15 protein-coding genes are annotated in these 12,992 nt (G+C 65.6%); 6 read left to right on the top strand and 9 right to left on the bottom strand.

Annotation, left to right across the window (positions count from 1 at the left end; translation table 11 throughout):
* Positions 1–175 precede the first annotated feature (175 nt).
* From GJ654_RS02645 to GJ654_RS02635, 3 genes are all read left to right on the top strand, one after another.
* The gene (locus tag GJ654_RS02645; protein ID WP_155444564.1) at positions 176–853 is read left to right on the top strand and encodes a 5-formyltetrahydrofolate cyclo-ligase; all 678 of its coding nucleotides are present in this window, start codon (positions 176–178) and stop codon (positions 851–853) included.
* Entirely contained in the window at positions 826–1,638 is an 813-nt protein-coding gene (locus tag GJ654_RS02640) for a TIGR00282 family metallophosphoesterase (protein WP_155444563.1), read from the top strand. The genes GJ654_RS02645 and GJ654_RS02640 overlap by 28 nt, the downstream gene beginning before the upstream one ends.
* A 137-nt stretch (positions 1,639–1,775) precedes the next feature.
* Positions 1,776–2,522 (top strand): YebC/PmpR family DNA-binding transcriptional regulator, encoded by a 747-nt coding sequence (locus GJ654_RS02635; RefSeq protein WP_155444562.1) that lies wholly within the window; start codon positions 1,776–1,778, stop codon positions 2,520–2,522.
* 37 nt (positions 2,523–2,559) lie between these two features.
* Here GJ654_RS02635 and GJ654_RS02630 read toward each other — a convergent pair whose 3' ends face one another.
* From GJ654_RS02630 to ispH, 6 genes are all read right to left on the bottom strand, one after another.
* The gene (locus tag GJ654_RS02630) at positions 2,560–2,769 is read right to left on the bottom strand and encodes a hypothetical protein (RefSeq protein ID WP_155444561.1); all 210 of its coding nucleotides are present in this window, start codon (positions 2,767–2,769) and stop codon (positions 2,560–2,562) included.
* Between the two features lie 68 nt (positions 2,770–2,837).
* Positions 2,838–3,584, bottom strand: coding sequence for a methyltransferase family protein (locus GJ654_RS02625; protein ID WP_155444560.1), 747 nt, complete (start codon positions 3,582–3,584; stop codon positions 2,838–2,840).
* A 1-nt stretch (position 3,585) separates the two neighbouring features.
* Entirely contained in the window at positions 3,586–4,005 is a 420-nt protein-coding gene (locus GJ654_RS02620; RefSeq protein ID WP_155444559.1) for a hypothetical protein, read from the bottom strand.
* 89 nt (positions 4,006–4,094) lie between these two features.
* A complete protein-coding gene (gene cobT / locus GJ654_RS02615) occupies positions 4,095–5,123 on the bottom strand; it encodes a nicotinate-nucleotide--dimethylbenzimidazole phosphoribosyltransferase (RefSeq protein WP_155444558.1) in 1,029 nt (342 codons plus the stop codon).
* A gap of 90 nt (positions 5,124–5,213) precedes the next feature.
* A complete protein-coding gene (locus GJ654_RS02610; protein ID WP_246664557.1) occupies positions 5,214–6,041 on the bottom strand; it encodes a tRNA nucleotidyltransferase in 828 nt (275 codons plus the stop codon).
* A gap of 52 nt (positions 6,042–6,093) precedes the next feature.
* Complete coding sequence (gene ispH, locus GJ654_RS02605) at positions 6,094–7,053, bottom strand: 4-hydroxy-3-methylbut-2-enyl diphosphate reductase (RefSeq protein ID WP_155444556.1); 960 nt, start codon at positions 7,051–7,053, stop codon at positions 6,094–6,096.
* Between the two features lie 148 nt (positions 7,054–7,201).
* Between ispH and GJ654_RS02600 the strand changes: the two genes are divergently transcribed.
* From GJ654_RS02600 to GJ654_RS02590, 3 genes are all read left to right on the top strand, one after another.
* The gene (locus GJ654_RS02600; protein WP_155444555.1) at positions 7,202–9,055 is read left to right on the top strand and encodes a monovalent cation:proton antiporter-2 (CPA2) family protein; all 1,854 of its coding nucleotides are present in this window, start codon (positions 7,202–7,204) and stop codon (positions 9,053–9,055) included.
* A gap of 115 nt (positions 9,056–9,170) precedes the next feature.
* The gene (locus tag GJ654_RS20730; RefSeq protein WP_196305416.1) at positions 9,171–9,482 is read left to right on the top strand and encodes a hypothetical protein; all 312 of its coding nucleotides are present in this window, start codon (positions 9,171–9,173) and stop codon (positions 9,480–9,482) included.
* A gap of 177 nt (positions 9,483–9,659) precedes the next feature.
* Positions 9,660–11,042: a glutamate--cysteine ligase gene (locus GJ654_RS02590; protein ID WP_155444554.1), complete on the top strand. Its 1,383-nt coding sequence runs from the start codon at positions 9,660–9,662 to the stop codon at positions 11,040–11,042.
* Here GJ654_RS02590 and GJ654_RS02585 read toward each other — a convergent pair.
* From GJ654_RS02585 to GJ654_RS02575, 3 genes are all read right to left on the bottom strand, one after another.
* Complete coding sequence (locus GJ654_RS02585) at positions 11,036–11,296, bottom strand: hypothetical protein (RefSeq protein WP_155444553.1); 261 nt, start codon at positions 11,294–11,296, stop codon at positions 11,036–11,038. The two genes, GJ654_RS02590 and GJ654_RS02585, sit on opposite strands and share 7 nt — an antisense overlap.
* A gap of 101 nt (positions 11,297–11,397) precedes the next feature.
* A complete protein-coding gene (locus tag GJ654_RS02580; protein WP_155444552.1) occupies positions 11,398–12,144 on the bottom strand; it encodes a 16S rRNA (uracil(1498)-N(3))-methyltransferase in 747 nt (248 codons plus the stop codon).
* Positions 12,141–12,935, bottom strand: a complete 795-nt coding sequence (locus tag GJ654_RS02575; RefSeq protein WP_155444551.1) for a protein-disulfide reductase DsbD domain-containing protein — start codon at positions 12,933–12,935, stop codon at positions 12,141–12,143. The genes GJ654_RS02580 and GJ654_RS02575 overlap by 4 nt, the downstream gene beginning before the upstream one ends.
* Positions 12,936–12,992: the final 57 nt, after the last annotated feature.

Genomic DNA, 12,992 nt, shown 5'->3' with positions numbered 1-12,992 from the left:
TTTACGTTTTCGGGTTCAATGCCAACACACGCACGTCATGCCCGGCCTTGTGCCGGGTATCCACGCCGAGCCGCAGGGGAATGTTTTACGGCAGTTCGTGCAGCGGCGCCGCTTGGATGGCCGGGACAAGCCCGGCCATGACGATACGTCGCCTTATCTCTTTTGAGATGTTCGCGTGATTGTGGAGCCGGAGCCCTGCCAAGACAGCCCTGCGCAGGCGGATAGAGGGGACGAAAAGGCCGAGTTGCGCGAGCGGTTCAAAGGAATTCGCGCCTCGATCCCCGCCGACATGGCCGAGGCCGCCGCGCTGGCCATTGCGGAGACCGCGCCGCCTTTTCTTGTCGCCCTGGCTGAAAAAGCCGGCGTCGCGCCTTTCGAAACCCCCGTCGCCCTCTATCGCGCCTTGCCGGGCGAACTCGACTGTTCAGACCTGCTCGCCCTTCTCGCGGCGCTCGGTTTTCCCACCCTTCTGCCTTGTGCGGCGGCCAAAGCCACGCCGCTGACCTTTCGGCTGTGGCGCCCCGGCGATGCGCTGGTCGGCGGGCGCTTCGGGCTGAGCGAGCCGGCGCCGGAAGCCGCGCAAATGACGCCCAAAATTCTGCTGGCTCCGCTGCTCGCCTTTGACGACCATGGCGGACGGCTGGGATTTGGCGGCGGATACTATGATGCGACGCTCGCACATCTGCGGGCCGAGAAAACGTTTGTCGTGGCCGGCGGGTTGGCCTTCTCGCGGCAGCACGCCGAAAAACTGCCGATGGAAAAGCACGACGCGCCCCTTGATTTCGTGGTAACCGAAAAAAACATTCTGGATTTTATGGGAGACAGATGCGGCTTCTCTTCATCGGCGACGTGATCGGCCGCGCCGGCCGGACCGCAATTTCGGAACACGTTCCGGTCCTGCGCAACAAGCTCAAGCTGGATTTCGTCGTCGCCAATGGCGAGAACGCCGCCGGTGGATTCGGCCTCACCGAAAACATCGCCCAGGATTTTTTGAACGCCGGGGTGGATTGCGTCACGCTCGGCAACCATTCCTTCGACCAGCGCGAAGCCCTCGTCTTTATCGAACGCGCGCCACACGTGCTGCGCCCGATCAATTATCCGCCGGGCACGCCGGGCCGGGGCGCCTGGCTTTACGAGACCAAGGCCGGCGCCCGCGTGCTCGTGGTCAGCGTGCTCGGCCGCGTGTTCATGGACGCCATGGACGATCCCTTCGCGGCGGTGGAGCGTGAGCTGTCCGCCTGTCCACTGGGGCAGGCCGCCGACGCCATCATCGTCGATCTCCACGCCGAAGCGTCGAGCGAGAAACAGGCGCTGGCCCATTTTGTCGACGGGCGCGCCTCCGTGGCGGTGGGCACGCACACCCATGTGCCCACGGCGGACTGGCGCATCCTGCCGCACGGGACCGCGTTCCAGAGCGACGCCGGCATGACCGGCGACTATGATTCCGTGATCGGCATGGACAAGGACGAGCCCATCCGGCGTTTCATCCGGAAGACGCCGGGCTCGCGGTTCGAGCCGGCCGACGGCCCCGCCACCCTGTGCGGCCTGTTCGTCGAGACCGGACCGGACGGGCTGGCGATACGGGTCGAACCCGTGCGGGTGGGCGGCCTTCTGGCGCAGGCGCTGCCGCAGGTATAGTCTTTTTCTTTCGCGCACGTCATTGCGCCGCAACCAGGGCGCCTTTTCAGGCTCTCCGCGCGCGTTTATAAGGCGCGGTCGATTTTCCGCCCCGGACTATCTCCGCCGGGCGTCTTGCACAGAGATCAGGGACAAAGATGGCCGGCCATAGTCAATTCAAAAACATCATGCACAAGAAGGGGAAGCAGGACGCGATCCGTTCGAAAATCTTCTCCAAGCTGGCCCGCGAAATCACCGTCGCCGCGAAAATGGGCATGCCCGATCCCGCGATGAATCCGCGCCTGCGCCTTGCGGTTCTCGCCGCCCGTGCGGAAAACATGCCCAAGGACAATATTGAGCGCGCCATCAAGAAGGCGGCGGGCGGCGACACCGAAAACTATGACGAGGTGCGTTACGAGGGCTACGCTCCGGGCGGCGTCGCGGTGATCATCGAGGCGCTGACCGACAACCGCAACCGCACGGCCGGCGAAGTGCGCTCCTATTTCACCAAGGCGGGCGGGGCGCTGGCGGAAACCGGCGCGGTCTCCTTCATGTTCGACCATGTCGGCCTGATCCAGTACGACACCAAGGCGGCGAGCGAGGACGCGATGATGGAGGCGGCGATCGAGTCCGGCGCCGAGGACGTCGCCAGCAGCGAGGACGGCCACGAAATCTCCACATCGCTGGAAGATCTGGCCGAAGTGACCAAGGCGCTGGAAGCCAAGTTCGGCGAGCCCAAGTCGTCCAAACTGGTCTGGCGGCCGCAGAACAACATCGCGGTGGACGACGAAGCCGGCGAAAAGATCCTGAAGCTGATCAACGCTCTCGAAGACAATGACGACGTGCAGAACGTTTACGCCAATTTCGAGATTTCCGACGCGCTGATGGCCAAGCTCGGCGGCTGATTTTCTTTTTTGCGCGGCGCGCCCCGGCTCGCCGCGCTTACTCGTCGTTTGACGCGTTGAGATCGGCGAGCGCGATGGTCTCGGACCCGCCGACCTCGCGCAGCGCCATCGCCGCGAGGCGTCGTAGCGCTTCGGCCCGTTCGGGCGCATCAGGCTGTCTTTCCCGCCATGCGTCCAGCGCCGTCAATTCCGGCTCGGCCAGGGTGACGCGAATGTGCGCGTCCATTTCATGCGCTGTCGTTTCCATGCGAGGTCCCTTTCCGCAGGATACGGCGGGCGGCGGCAAAAGTTCCGAGCACCGCTTGGGCCAAGCTTTCAAAAGACGCCCGGCAAGAGCCACCAGCTGCGGTTCCGGTAATCCGCCCATCCCGCGTGCCGCGACAGGCTCGCCTCTTTGATCGCCATGTTCGCGGCGAACAGGACCAGCCAGACGCAGGCCAGGATGACGAAGGCGAGCCAATGCCAGACCATCAGCGCGAAACTGCCGTAGATCATGATCTCGCCGAGATAATTGGGATGGCGGACATAGCGGAACATTCCGTCCGTGATCAGCCCCGGTTTTGCGCGCAGCGTAAAAAATTTCTGGGCGTCCGCCGCGATCATGATCGCGCAGCCGAGGATGCACAGGCTCACGCAGAGGCAGAACCAGGCGTTGACCGGCAAGGGATAGGCGGGCGTCGCATTGGCCGAAATCAGCAGCCAGCCGATGACCCAATACCATCCCAAAACCCCGGCGAACATGTTGATCGCGCCGCCGAGCGTCACCTTGGGCTCCCAGCTCGGGTCGGGGAAGGCGCTGGCCTTGAGCAGCCAGACCAAGCCGTACGCGCCGTGCATGGCGGTGTAAATCCAGGCGGCGACGGTCGCATTGTGGTAATGCCACAGCAGAAACAGATAGACCGGGAAACTCCCCGCCTTCTGAACGTTGATCACCCAGGCGGCTTTCACCACTTTCGGCCCGCCAGGGAAGTTGAAAACAGCGCTATTGGAGAAGGCGCGCGCTTTGAGCGCCCATGAGGGCGCGGCCTGCGGCGGGGCGGCGGTCTGAACCTCGTCAGACATCTCAAGTCTCGGACGACTGGAGTATTGTCAGCAGCGCCCTCATCTTCTTCTGGTAAGCGACCTTGTCGTATTTTCTCAGGACGTCCAGATCGTATTCGAGCCGGTCCAGTCTGCGCAAAGACGACTCGCGTTTGATCGTCGCGACTTTCTCATGCAGTTTGACGATGTCGCTATACGCCTTGTGGCCCTTGAGGTCTTTCACCAGCAGGTGGACGGCCTCCAGCAGCACCCCGATCTGCCTTCCGTAGCTTTCCTCCGCCACGATGGCCTGTTCGATGTCCGGCGCGCGCGAATTGGTCTCGTTGACGATCAGGTTGCCGAACGTCCACCCGGGATTGATGGGCTGCGTCAGTCGCTGCGGTCCCAGCGAAAAGAAGGGGAACAACCAATTGCCGCCATTCGCGCTTGTCGTGTCGCTCATGATCGCCTCCATCCGCGCCTGATCTTCGGATATTTTTACGGGTGCGAACAGAGGTTGGCGACCGCAAGCGGTCGCCAGATCGTTTTCGGTCACGCCTTGTTGTCGACCCCGGCGGATGCAAAGGTCGCCATGTCGCGGTGGCAGGCGACGGCCGCCTTGACGACGCCGATCGCCATCGCCGCGCCCGAGCCTTCGCCGAGCCGCATCCCCAGGTTGAGAAGGGGCTTCTTGCCGAACCGGCGCAAAACCTCGGCGTGCGCGCCCTCGGGGGAAAGGTGGCCGGCGAGACAATGGTCCAGCGCGGAGGCGTCGATGGCGTGCAGCACGGCGGCGGCGGCGCAGGCGACATAGCCGTCGAGCAGGACGGGGATGCGCTCCATGCGCGCCGCCAGAATGCCGCCGGCCATGGCCGCGATCTCGCGTCCGCCGAGGCGGCGCAGCACTTCCCACGGGGTGGTGAGGTGGGGTTTGTGCAGGGCGACGGCGCGCTCGACGACCGCGGCCTTGCGCTTCAAACCCTCGTCGTCGAGGCCGGTGCCGCGTCCGACCCAGTCGGACGCCTTGCCGCCATAGAGCGCGTGATAGATGGCGGCGGCGGAGGTCGTGTTGCCGATGCCCATTTCGCCAAAGGCCAGCAGGTCGGCGCCGCCGGCGATGGACTCCATGCCGAAGGCGACGGTGCCGGCGCATTCGCGCGTCTCCAGCGCGGGCGCTTCAGTGAAATCCTTGGTGGGGATTTGCAGCGCCAGCTCAAACACTTTCAGGCCGGCGCCCCAGGTCGCGCAGATCTGGTTGACCGCAGCGCCGCCCGCCGAGAAGTTTTTGAGCATCTGCTCGGTAACGCTGGCGGGGAAGGGAGATACGCCTTGTTTGGTCACGCCGTGATTGCCGGCGAACACGACCACCGTGGGGCGTTCGACGGTCGGCATTTCCTTGTCCTGCCAGGCGGCCAAATGCTCGACGATCTCTTCCAGACGGCCCAGCGCGCCCGGTGGTTTCGTCAACTGCGCGTCGCGGGCGCGCACCGCCGCAACGGCTTGCGCCGACGGCTCCGGCATCTGCTTGATGAGGATGTTGAAGGCGTCGAAGGGATGTTCGCTGGAATGATCGTGAGACATGGGAGCTTTCGCGAGAGTTGCACTCTGGCGGTGCTCTTAGACCATGAATGCGAGGAGGGGAAATCGCTCTGGCGCAAGCCGGCGCCGGGATCACCGCTCGCCGCAGGAGTCCAGCGCCAGCGCCACCGCGGCGGCGCGCGCCTCGCGCAGCGCCTCGATGTTTGTCGGCGGCGCGTCGATTTCGCGACAGGCGCGCAGCGCCGCGTCGATCAGCCGCGCCTTGGGGTAGGGCGCGCCGGCGCGGCCGGGATAGGCGCGATAGTCGCAGGCGCAGACGCTCAGAAAATGGTCGAACCGCTCCGGCGCGTCGAACGCGCCGTTGCGCTCCAGCAGCATGGCGAGCGGCCCCGCGCGCATGCGCGAGATTTTGTGCGCGCGTTCGCATTCGTGGAGGGCCTGCATGGCGAGTTCGCGGCAGTCCTGCGGCGCGTCGAGGCGCTCGGCGAGAGCGAGCAGGCGCGGCGCGCCGCGTTCGACGTGGCGGTAATGCGCGGGCAAATGTTCCCGGGGCGAATCGGATTTGCCTACGTCCTTGACCAGCAGCGCGAAGCGCACGGCGAGCGGCGCGGAGATTTTCGCGGCTTCGTCGAGGGCGGCTTCGATGAGGTCGCCGAGATCGACGCTGGCGGGTTCGGCGGCGATTTGCGGCACGCCGTAAAGCGCGGCAACCTCGGGCAGCAACTGCTCCAGCGCCCCGATGTCATGGAGGTAATGCAGCATGCGTCCGGGCGCGCGGCCCATCAGCGCGCGCGAAAACTCCGGCCACAGATTTTCGGGCGGGATGTCGAGCAGGAATCCGGCTTCGGCCTGTCGCGCCAGCAGGTCGAGTTCTTCAGGGTCGGGCGCCGCGCCTTCCGCCAGCAAGGCGACATGCCGGATCAGTCCGAGGCCGGGATCGAATTGCGCGAAAATCGACAAGGCCGCCTCCAGGGATCGCTTTGCAGCAAGCCCTGCAAGCGTCTTGCCAGACCTACGCCACTTCCTCGCGAAGCTGACGCGGCAGCGGGAACGAGACATCTTCGGTCGCCGTCGTGACCGTCTCGATGTCCAGCTCGTATTTCTCGGCGAAGGCGTTGAGGATTTCCTCCACCAGCACCTCCGGCGCCGAGGCCCCGGCGGTGACGCCGACGCTGCGGATGTTTTGCAGCTTCGACCAGTCGATATCCTCGGCCCGCAGCACGAGCTGCGACGTCGGACAGCCGCTGCGCTCCGCCACTTCCCGGAGCCGTTGCGAATTGGAGGAATTCGGCGATCCCACCGCAACAAAAGCGTCCACCTTGGCGGCGATGGCTTTGACCGCCGCCTGACGATTGGTGGTGGCGTAACAAATATCCTGCCGGTGCGGCCCGACAATGTCGGGATAACGCGCTTGCAGCGCCGCGACCACAGCGGACATGTCGTCGATCGACAGGGTGGTCTGCGTCACATAGGCGAGATTTTCGCTCGGCGAGAACGGCAGCGCCGCGACATCTTCCGCGCTCTCGACCAGGACGACCGACCCTTCCGGCAATTGGCCCATGGTGCCGACCACTTCCGGGTGGCCCTTGTGTCCGACCAAAATGATCTTCAGGTTGCGGCGATGGTGCAGTTCGGCTTCGAGATGCACCTTCTTCACCAGCGGGCAGGTGGCGTCGATCGCCAGCAGGTCGCGGCGCTCGGCCTCGGCGGGCACGGCCTTCGGCACGCCATGCGCTGAGAACACCACGGGCTGGCCGCCGTCGGGAACCTCGTCGAGCTCCTTGACGAAAATCGCGCCCTTTTTCTTCAGTCCTTCCACGACATAGCGGTTGTGCACGATTTCGTGGCGCACATAGACCGGCGCGCCGAACTGGCGCAGGGCGTGCTCGACGGTGTTGATCGCCCGAACGACGCCCGCGCAAAAACCGCGCGGCGCGCACAGCAGGATTTTCAGGGTCGGCTTCTGGCTCATATCGTCCTCGTGGTTGCCGCTCTTTTCAGCAGCCTTAGGGTCAGTGTCAAGCAGAAGCATGACACATGCAAGCCGCCCCCGTTTCGCCGCGTTCTCGCCTTAAGTCGGTGAGGCGGCGATTCGACCGCGACCAGCGCCCCAAAAAATCATGCACGACCTGACCGGCGAGTCCTTTCTCGTCCCGACTCTCATTCTGCTCGCCTCCGCGGTGATCTTCGCGCCCCTGTTCCGGCTCGCGGGACTGGGCTCCGTCATCGGCTATCTCGCCGCAGGCATGGTGATCGGCCCTTCCGGGCTGGCCCTGGTCGCCGAACCCGGCATGATCCTGAACATTTCGCAGCTTGGCGTGGTCCTGCTGCTGTTCCTGATCGGCCTGTCCCTGAAGCCCGCGCGCCTGAAAGCCATGCGCCGCGACATTGTGGTGCTCGGCGTGACGCAGATGATCGTCACGGCCTTGCCGATCGGGCTGGCCGCTTGGACCCTGCTGGGCCTGAGCCCGTTCGGCGCGCTGGCGACCGGTGTGGCGCTGGCCTTTTCGTCCACGGCGATCGCCATGCAATTGCTGGACGAACGCGGCGACCTGCAGACGCCTTATGGTCGGCGCGCCTTTTCCGTGCTGCTCGCCCAGGACATTGCCGTGGCGCCGCTGCTCGCCGCCATTCCCTTTTTTGGCGGCGGCTCTTCGCTGACCGGCGCGATGCATGATGCGCTGATCGATCTTTCGAAAGCTTTCGCGGCGCTGGCCTTTGTCATCCTCGCGGGACACTGGGCGCTCAACCCGCTGTTTCGCCTGCTGGCGCGCGCGGGGGCGCGCGAAGTCCTCACCGCCGCCGCCCTTCTCATCGTGCTCGGCGCCGCCGTGCTGATGCAGTCGGTCGGCATGTCCATGGCGCTCGGGGCCTTTTTGGCCGGAATCCTGCTGTCCGAATCCAATTTCCGCCACCAGCTCGAAGCCGACATCGAGCCGTTTCGCGGACTGCTGATGGGCCTGTTCTTCATGTCGGTGGGCATGTCCGTGGACCAGAAGCTGGTGGTCGAGCATATCGGTTGGCTGGCCGGCGCCTCCGCCGCGCTGCTCGCGGTGAAGACGGCGATTATGTTCGCCCTGTTCCGCCTCAACGGTTTTGCCAACCGCGAGGCTTTGAGCGCGGCCGGCGTCTTGACCCCGGCGGGCGAGTTCTCCTTCGCTATCTTTCCGCTCGCGGCCCAGACCGCGCTGATCCCCGGCGCCGATTCCAGCTTGCTGTCCGCGCTCGCCGCCATCGCCATGGTCGCCGGGCCCTTCCTCGCCAAGATCACGGACGCGCTCGTTGCCCGCTTCTCGCCGGAGCCCGCGTCGGTGGACGAACCCGAGGCGCCGCCGCCGGTCATCCCGAAGGCGCGGCGCGGAAAAATCCTCGTCGTCGGGTTCGGGCGCTTCGGCCAAATCGCGGTGCAGCCGCTGCTCGCCGAGCGCATCGACGTCACCGTGATCGACACCTCCGTCGAGCGCATCCGCAACGCCGGAAAATTCGGCTTCAAGGTTTATTACGGCGACGGCTGCCGGCTCGACGTGCTGCGCGCCGCCGGCGCCGGCGAGGCCAAGATCATCGCCGTCTGCGTCGGCGATCGAAAGACCGCCAACGCCATCGTCGACCTGTGCCGCGAGCATTTCCCGGTCGCCAAAGTATTCGCGCGGGCCTACGACCGCATCCACGCCATCGACCTGCTCGAACGCGGCGTCGATTTCCAGATGCGCGACACGCTGGAATCGGCCTTCGCCTATGGCGGGGCGGCGCTCTGCGAACTGACCGGCGACGCCGAGCGGGCCCGTGAAGGCGTGGAGGCGGCGCGGACCCGCGACCTCGACCGCCTGGCGATCCAACAGGCCGGCGGTCCGCCGCCGCCCTATCTGCCCCCGGACCGACCTCGTTTTTCGCCGGAACCGCTGGTCAAGCCAGCCGGCAAATCGCGCGGCCTCACCAAGGAAAGTCAAGATATTGTGGAGAGCGGCGATGTGTGACAAAACGCCGCAATTCCGCGTTTTCCGCGCGAAAGCTCGTCAAGTCTTAATTTTGTGTTAATATTCTCACGCCGCGTTCAAGTTCGAACGCCCGCTCTTTCGGCGAGAGACGCAAATGGTTGATGTACCTTCCCCTGCTGAGGCCGCTCCCCCTGCGGAAGCCGCTCCGGCTGTTGAGCCCGCGCCCCCTGTTGAAGCCGCCTCCGGCGCCGCCGTAGAGCCCGCCGCCCCGGCGAGTGCGGAAGCCCCCACGCCCGAGCCCGTCGCCGCTGCGCCAGAGGCGCCAGTCGCCGCCGCGCCCGTCGCCGAGGAACCTGCGACCGCCGCCAAGCCTGCGGCGCTGTCGCCCGGCATCGGCGCCGCGGTCAGCAGCATGATCAATCCGCTGTTCGACTGGATCGGCAAGGCCCTCCTGAAAAAGAAATAAGGGGCTTCGGCTGCGCTGCGCGCGGCTTGCGCGGTCCGCAAGATTGCGCAAATCGCAGCCACGCTTTATCTAAGGGCCAAGGCGCAGGGGCGTCGGCGCTTGCCGGCGCCTTTGCGCGCGTTCGGAGCGCCCGGCGCCGCCTCGCTCCTCCCTTGGAAAAAGTGTCGAAAGAGTTTCATGGCCCGCGACGTCAATGATGAACACGTGATTTCGTCGCGCGACGAATTGGTGGGCTGGTTCGAGGCCGGCTGCAAGCCGAATGGCCCGTTCCGCATCGGAACGGAACACGAAAAAATCCCCTTCTTCCGCATCGATGACCGCCCGGTGCCCTATGGCGGACGGGGCGACTGCGCCTGCGGCATCGGTTCGCTGCTGAACGCGCTGCGCGCCGCGCAGGGCTGGGAGCCGATCGAGGACGAGGGAGTCTTGATCGGCCTTTACGATCCGGTCGGTGGCGGCGCCATTTCGCTCGAACCCGGCGGCCAGTTCGAGTTGTCCGGCGCGCCCTTCGGCAACACCCACGAAACCGCCGCCGAACTGGACGCGCATTTCGCCGCTCTGGCGCCGGCGGCGCAAAGCTGCGGCATCGGCTTTCTCGATCTCGGCATGAGCCCGATGTGGCGCCGCGCGGAAACCCCGGTCATGCCCAAGCAGCGCTACGGCATCATGGCGCGCTACATGCCCAAGGTCGGTTCGCTCGGCCTCGACATGATGTTCCGCACCTCGACGGTGCAGACCAACATCGATTTCGCCTCCGAAGCCGACATGGTGGAAAAGATGCGGCTGGGCCTGAGCCTGCAGCCGCTGATTACGGCCCTGTTCGCGAACTCCCCCTTCACCGACGGCAAGCCAAACGGCTTCCTGTCGATGCGCTCGCTGATTTGGACCGACACCGACGCGGCGCGCACGGGCATGCTGCCTTTCGCCTTCCAGCCGGGGATGGGTTTCGAGGCGTATGTCGACTATGCGCTCGACGTTCCCCTCTACTTCGTCAAGCGCGGCGACGTTTATCACGATGTCGCCGGCGCCTCGTTCCGCGACCTGCTGGCGGGCAAGCTGGCGGCGCTCCCGGGCGAACGCGCGACCATGTCCGACTGGGCCAATCACCTTTCGACGATTTTCCCGGAAGTGCGGTTGAAGCGCTATATCGAGATGCGCGGCGCCGATGTCGGCCCCAAGAGCCATATCCTCGCCCTCACCGCCTTCTGCGCCGGCCTGTTTTACGACGCGCAGGTCAGCGCCGCCGCCTGGGATCTGGTGAAACACTGGAACGACGAGGATCGCGCCGCCTTGCGTTCAAGCGTGCCGCGCGAAGGCCTGGCCGCGAAGGCGGCGGGCGTCAGCCTGCTCGATCTCGCGCGAAAGATTTTGCCGATGATTCGGGAGGGGCTGGAGCGTCGGAGCCGTCTGGACGCATCAGGCCGCAGCGAGGCGATCTATCTGGCGCCTCTGGAGGAGATCGCGGCTTCAGGTGAAAATCTCGCTAGCAGCCGGCTCGCGCTTTATCACGGAGCCTGGAGCGGCGACATCAAGCGCGCCTTTGTCGACTGCGTTTACTGACCGCCAGTAAAATTCATCTGCTTCAGCCGCACATGCTGTTCCGGCGCATAGGCGTTGACCGCGTGCGGTGCGGACTGCGGGCTGGCGCTGGGACCGGGTGGCAGAGGCGCGGCGAACAGGCTGCGCGCGTCGTAGGCCAATCCCGGACGGCTTTCGAGCCGCATGCGGCCATGTTCCTGGGCGAAAGCGGGCGCCCCAAGGCTGGGACAGAGAAGGACGCCGGCGAGCAGGAGGCGGCGCTGGATTGCAATCATGCGAACGGGCTCCATTTCATTGTTACGTTTCAACGCAACAAAGTGGCGACATCATGTCGCGTCCGCCGCGGGGGCGTATCCGGGCAAGCTTCAGTCCCGCTTCACCCGCGCAGATCGCCGAGCACCGCCTGAACCAGGGTGAGCGCCGCCACCGCAGCCGTATCCGCCCGCAGCACGCGCGGCCCCAGGGAAATGCGGGCGACCGGCGCGACATCGCGCAGCCGCGCGCGCTCGGCCTCGTCGAAGCCGCCTTCGGGGCCGATCAGCACCGCGAATTTTTTAAATTCCTCGCCCGCCTGACGCAAAGCCGCGAGCGGATCGGCGATCTCCGCCGCCTCGTCGCAAAAAATCAGCAGCCGGTCCTTTGGCCAGGCGTCGAGCGCGCGGTCGAGCTTTTCCTCCGCGCATACCTCCGCCACGGCGATGATTCCGCATTGCTCCGCGGCCTCGATGGCGTTGGCGCGCAGCCGCTCGAGATTGATCCGGCTCGCCTGGGTGCGGCGCGTGAGCACCGGGCGCAACCGCCGCACCCCCATTTCCACCGCCTTTTGCGCCATATAGTCGAGCCGGGCGTGTTTGAGCGGCGCGAACAGGTAGTCGATGTCGGGCAAGAAATCCTGTTCGCGCGCGCGGGTCTCCACCGTGAGCGCCGCCGTCTTCTTCGCCGCATGGGCGACGGCGCGCCATTCGCCGTCGCGGCCGTTGAAGACGAGGAGGCGCGCGCCCTCGCCCAGGCGCAGCACGTTGAACAGGTAGTTGCTTTGCTCGCGGCTGAGTTCGACGCGGGCGCCCTCGCTCAGGGGGGCGTCGACAAACAGCCGCTGCGAAGTGAAATCGAGACGGGTCATTTCAGGCTCAGCGAAAATTCGACAGGATTGTCCCCGGTCGCGGTCAGCCGCAGCGACCCGCGCGGAACCGTACGGTCCGCCGGATGCCCGGTGACTTCAAGCATAAAATTTTCGCCGTCGCGGCGGCTCTCGACGAAAAAGCCGGCGGGCGACTCGACGACGACGTCGCGCGCCGGCGCGTTCAGGCTCAGGAGCCAGCGCTTGTTGTCGCTCGCGCGAGCGAGCGTGGCGAAGGCGGCGGTTTCCTGCGCGTCCAGCTGGCGCGGAACCTGCGCCAGCGCCGCCGCGACCTCCGGCGAAGCCTCGGCGCGCGGCGGCAATTTCAGGCTCAACGACGCATGCAGGGGGTAGCAGAGTTTTTCGCACACGGAATAGTCCAGGACCAATTCGAGGACGATCGGTTTGTTCGGGTCCTTCGCGCTGAGGCGCAAGGGAAAAATCACCTCGTGCTTGTAGCCGAAGGCCTGCGCGCCACCCTCGTCGTACCGCGTCGGCTGCGGGAACAAAGCTTCTGCCTCGGCGAGATTTTTCGAACTGGCGAAATCGAACATGGGGGCGACGCCGGCCTCGCCCGGATCGCGCCAGTAGGTCAGCGCGTCGCCCCGCAGACGGATGTGCAATCCCGCGTAGCGCGCGTCGCCGATCACCCCGCCCTCGATCAGTTGCGCGTCCGCCGCCGAAGCGGGGGCGAGCCTTTCGAGCGCGGCGGCGTCCTGTCCGGGCGCCAGCAGCGCCACCGCATAAATTATGAGAACAAAAAGAAAGGCCGGGGGTTTTCTTTGCGCGTCCATCCTTTAGCATATCCTTGGGATGCGGCGGCCCCAAACGTTCCGGATCGCAATTCGGCG

It is taken from the genome of Rhodoblastus acidophilus (genome assembly GCF_009720655.1).
Lineage (GTDB): Bacteria > Pseudomonadota > Alphaproteobacteria > Rhizobiales > Beijerinckiaceae > Rhodoblastus > Rhodoblastus acidophilus_A.
The sequence above is the reverse complement of the archived record's forward strand: the minus strand, read 5'-3'. Positions and strand labels throughout refer to the sequence as shown.

Bases quoted from the DNA above. Each gene is read 5' to 3' on its own strand.
- GJ654_RS02625 (WP_155444560.1), bottom strand. From the start codon at position 3,584: ATGTCTGACGAGGTTCAGACCGCCGCCCCGCCGCAGGCCGCGCCCTCA.
- GJ654_RS02585 (WP_155444553.1), bottom strand. From the start codon at position 11,296: ATGATTGCAATCCAGCGCCGCCTCCTGCTCGCCGGCGTCCTTCTCTGT.
- cobT (WP_155444558.1), bottom strand. From the start codon at position 5,123: ATGTCTCACGATCATTCCAGCGAACATCCCTTCGACGCCTTCAACATC.
- GJ654_RS02590 (WP_155444554.1), top strand. From the start codon at position 9,660: ATGGCCCGCGACGTCAATGATGAACACGTGATTTCGTCGCGCGACGAA.
- GJ654_RS02630 (WP_155444561.1), bottom strand. From the start codon at position 2,769: ATGGAAACGACAGCGCATGAAATGGACGCGCACATTCGCGTCACCCTG.
- GJ654_RS20730 (WP_196305416.1), top strand. From the start codon at position 9,171: ATGGTTGATGTACCTTCCCCTGCTGAGGCCGCTCCCCCTGCGGAAGCC.
- GJ654_RS02635 (WP_155444562.1), top strand. From the start codon at position 1,776: ATGGCCGGCCATAGTCAATTCAAAAACATCATGCACAAGAAGGGGAAG.
- GJ654_RS02620 (WP_155444559.1), bottom strand. From the start codon at position 4,005: ATGAGCGACACGACAAGCGCGAATGGCGGCAATTGGTTGTTCCCCTTC.
- ispH (WP_155444556.1), bottom strand. From the start codon at position 7,053: ATGAGCCAGAAGCCGACCCTGAAAATCCTGCTGTGCGCGCCGCGCGGT.
- GJ654_RS02580 (WP_155444552.1), bottom strand. From the start codon at position 12,144: ATGACCCGTCTCGATTTCACTTCGCAGCGGCTGTTTGTCGACGCCCCC.
- GJ654_RS02575 (WP_155444551.1), bottom strand. From the start codon at position 12,935: ATGGACGCGCAAAGAAAACCCCCGGCCTTTCTTTTTGTTCTCATAATT.
- GJ654_RS02600 (WP_155444555.1), top strand. From the start codon at position 7,202: ATGCACGACCTGACCGGCGAGTCCTTTCTCGTCCCGACTCTCATTCTG.
- GJ654_RS02640 (WP_155444563.1), top strand. From the start codon at position 826: ATGCGGCTTCTCTTCATCGGCGACGTGATCGGCCGCGCCGGCCGGACC.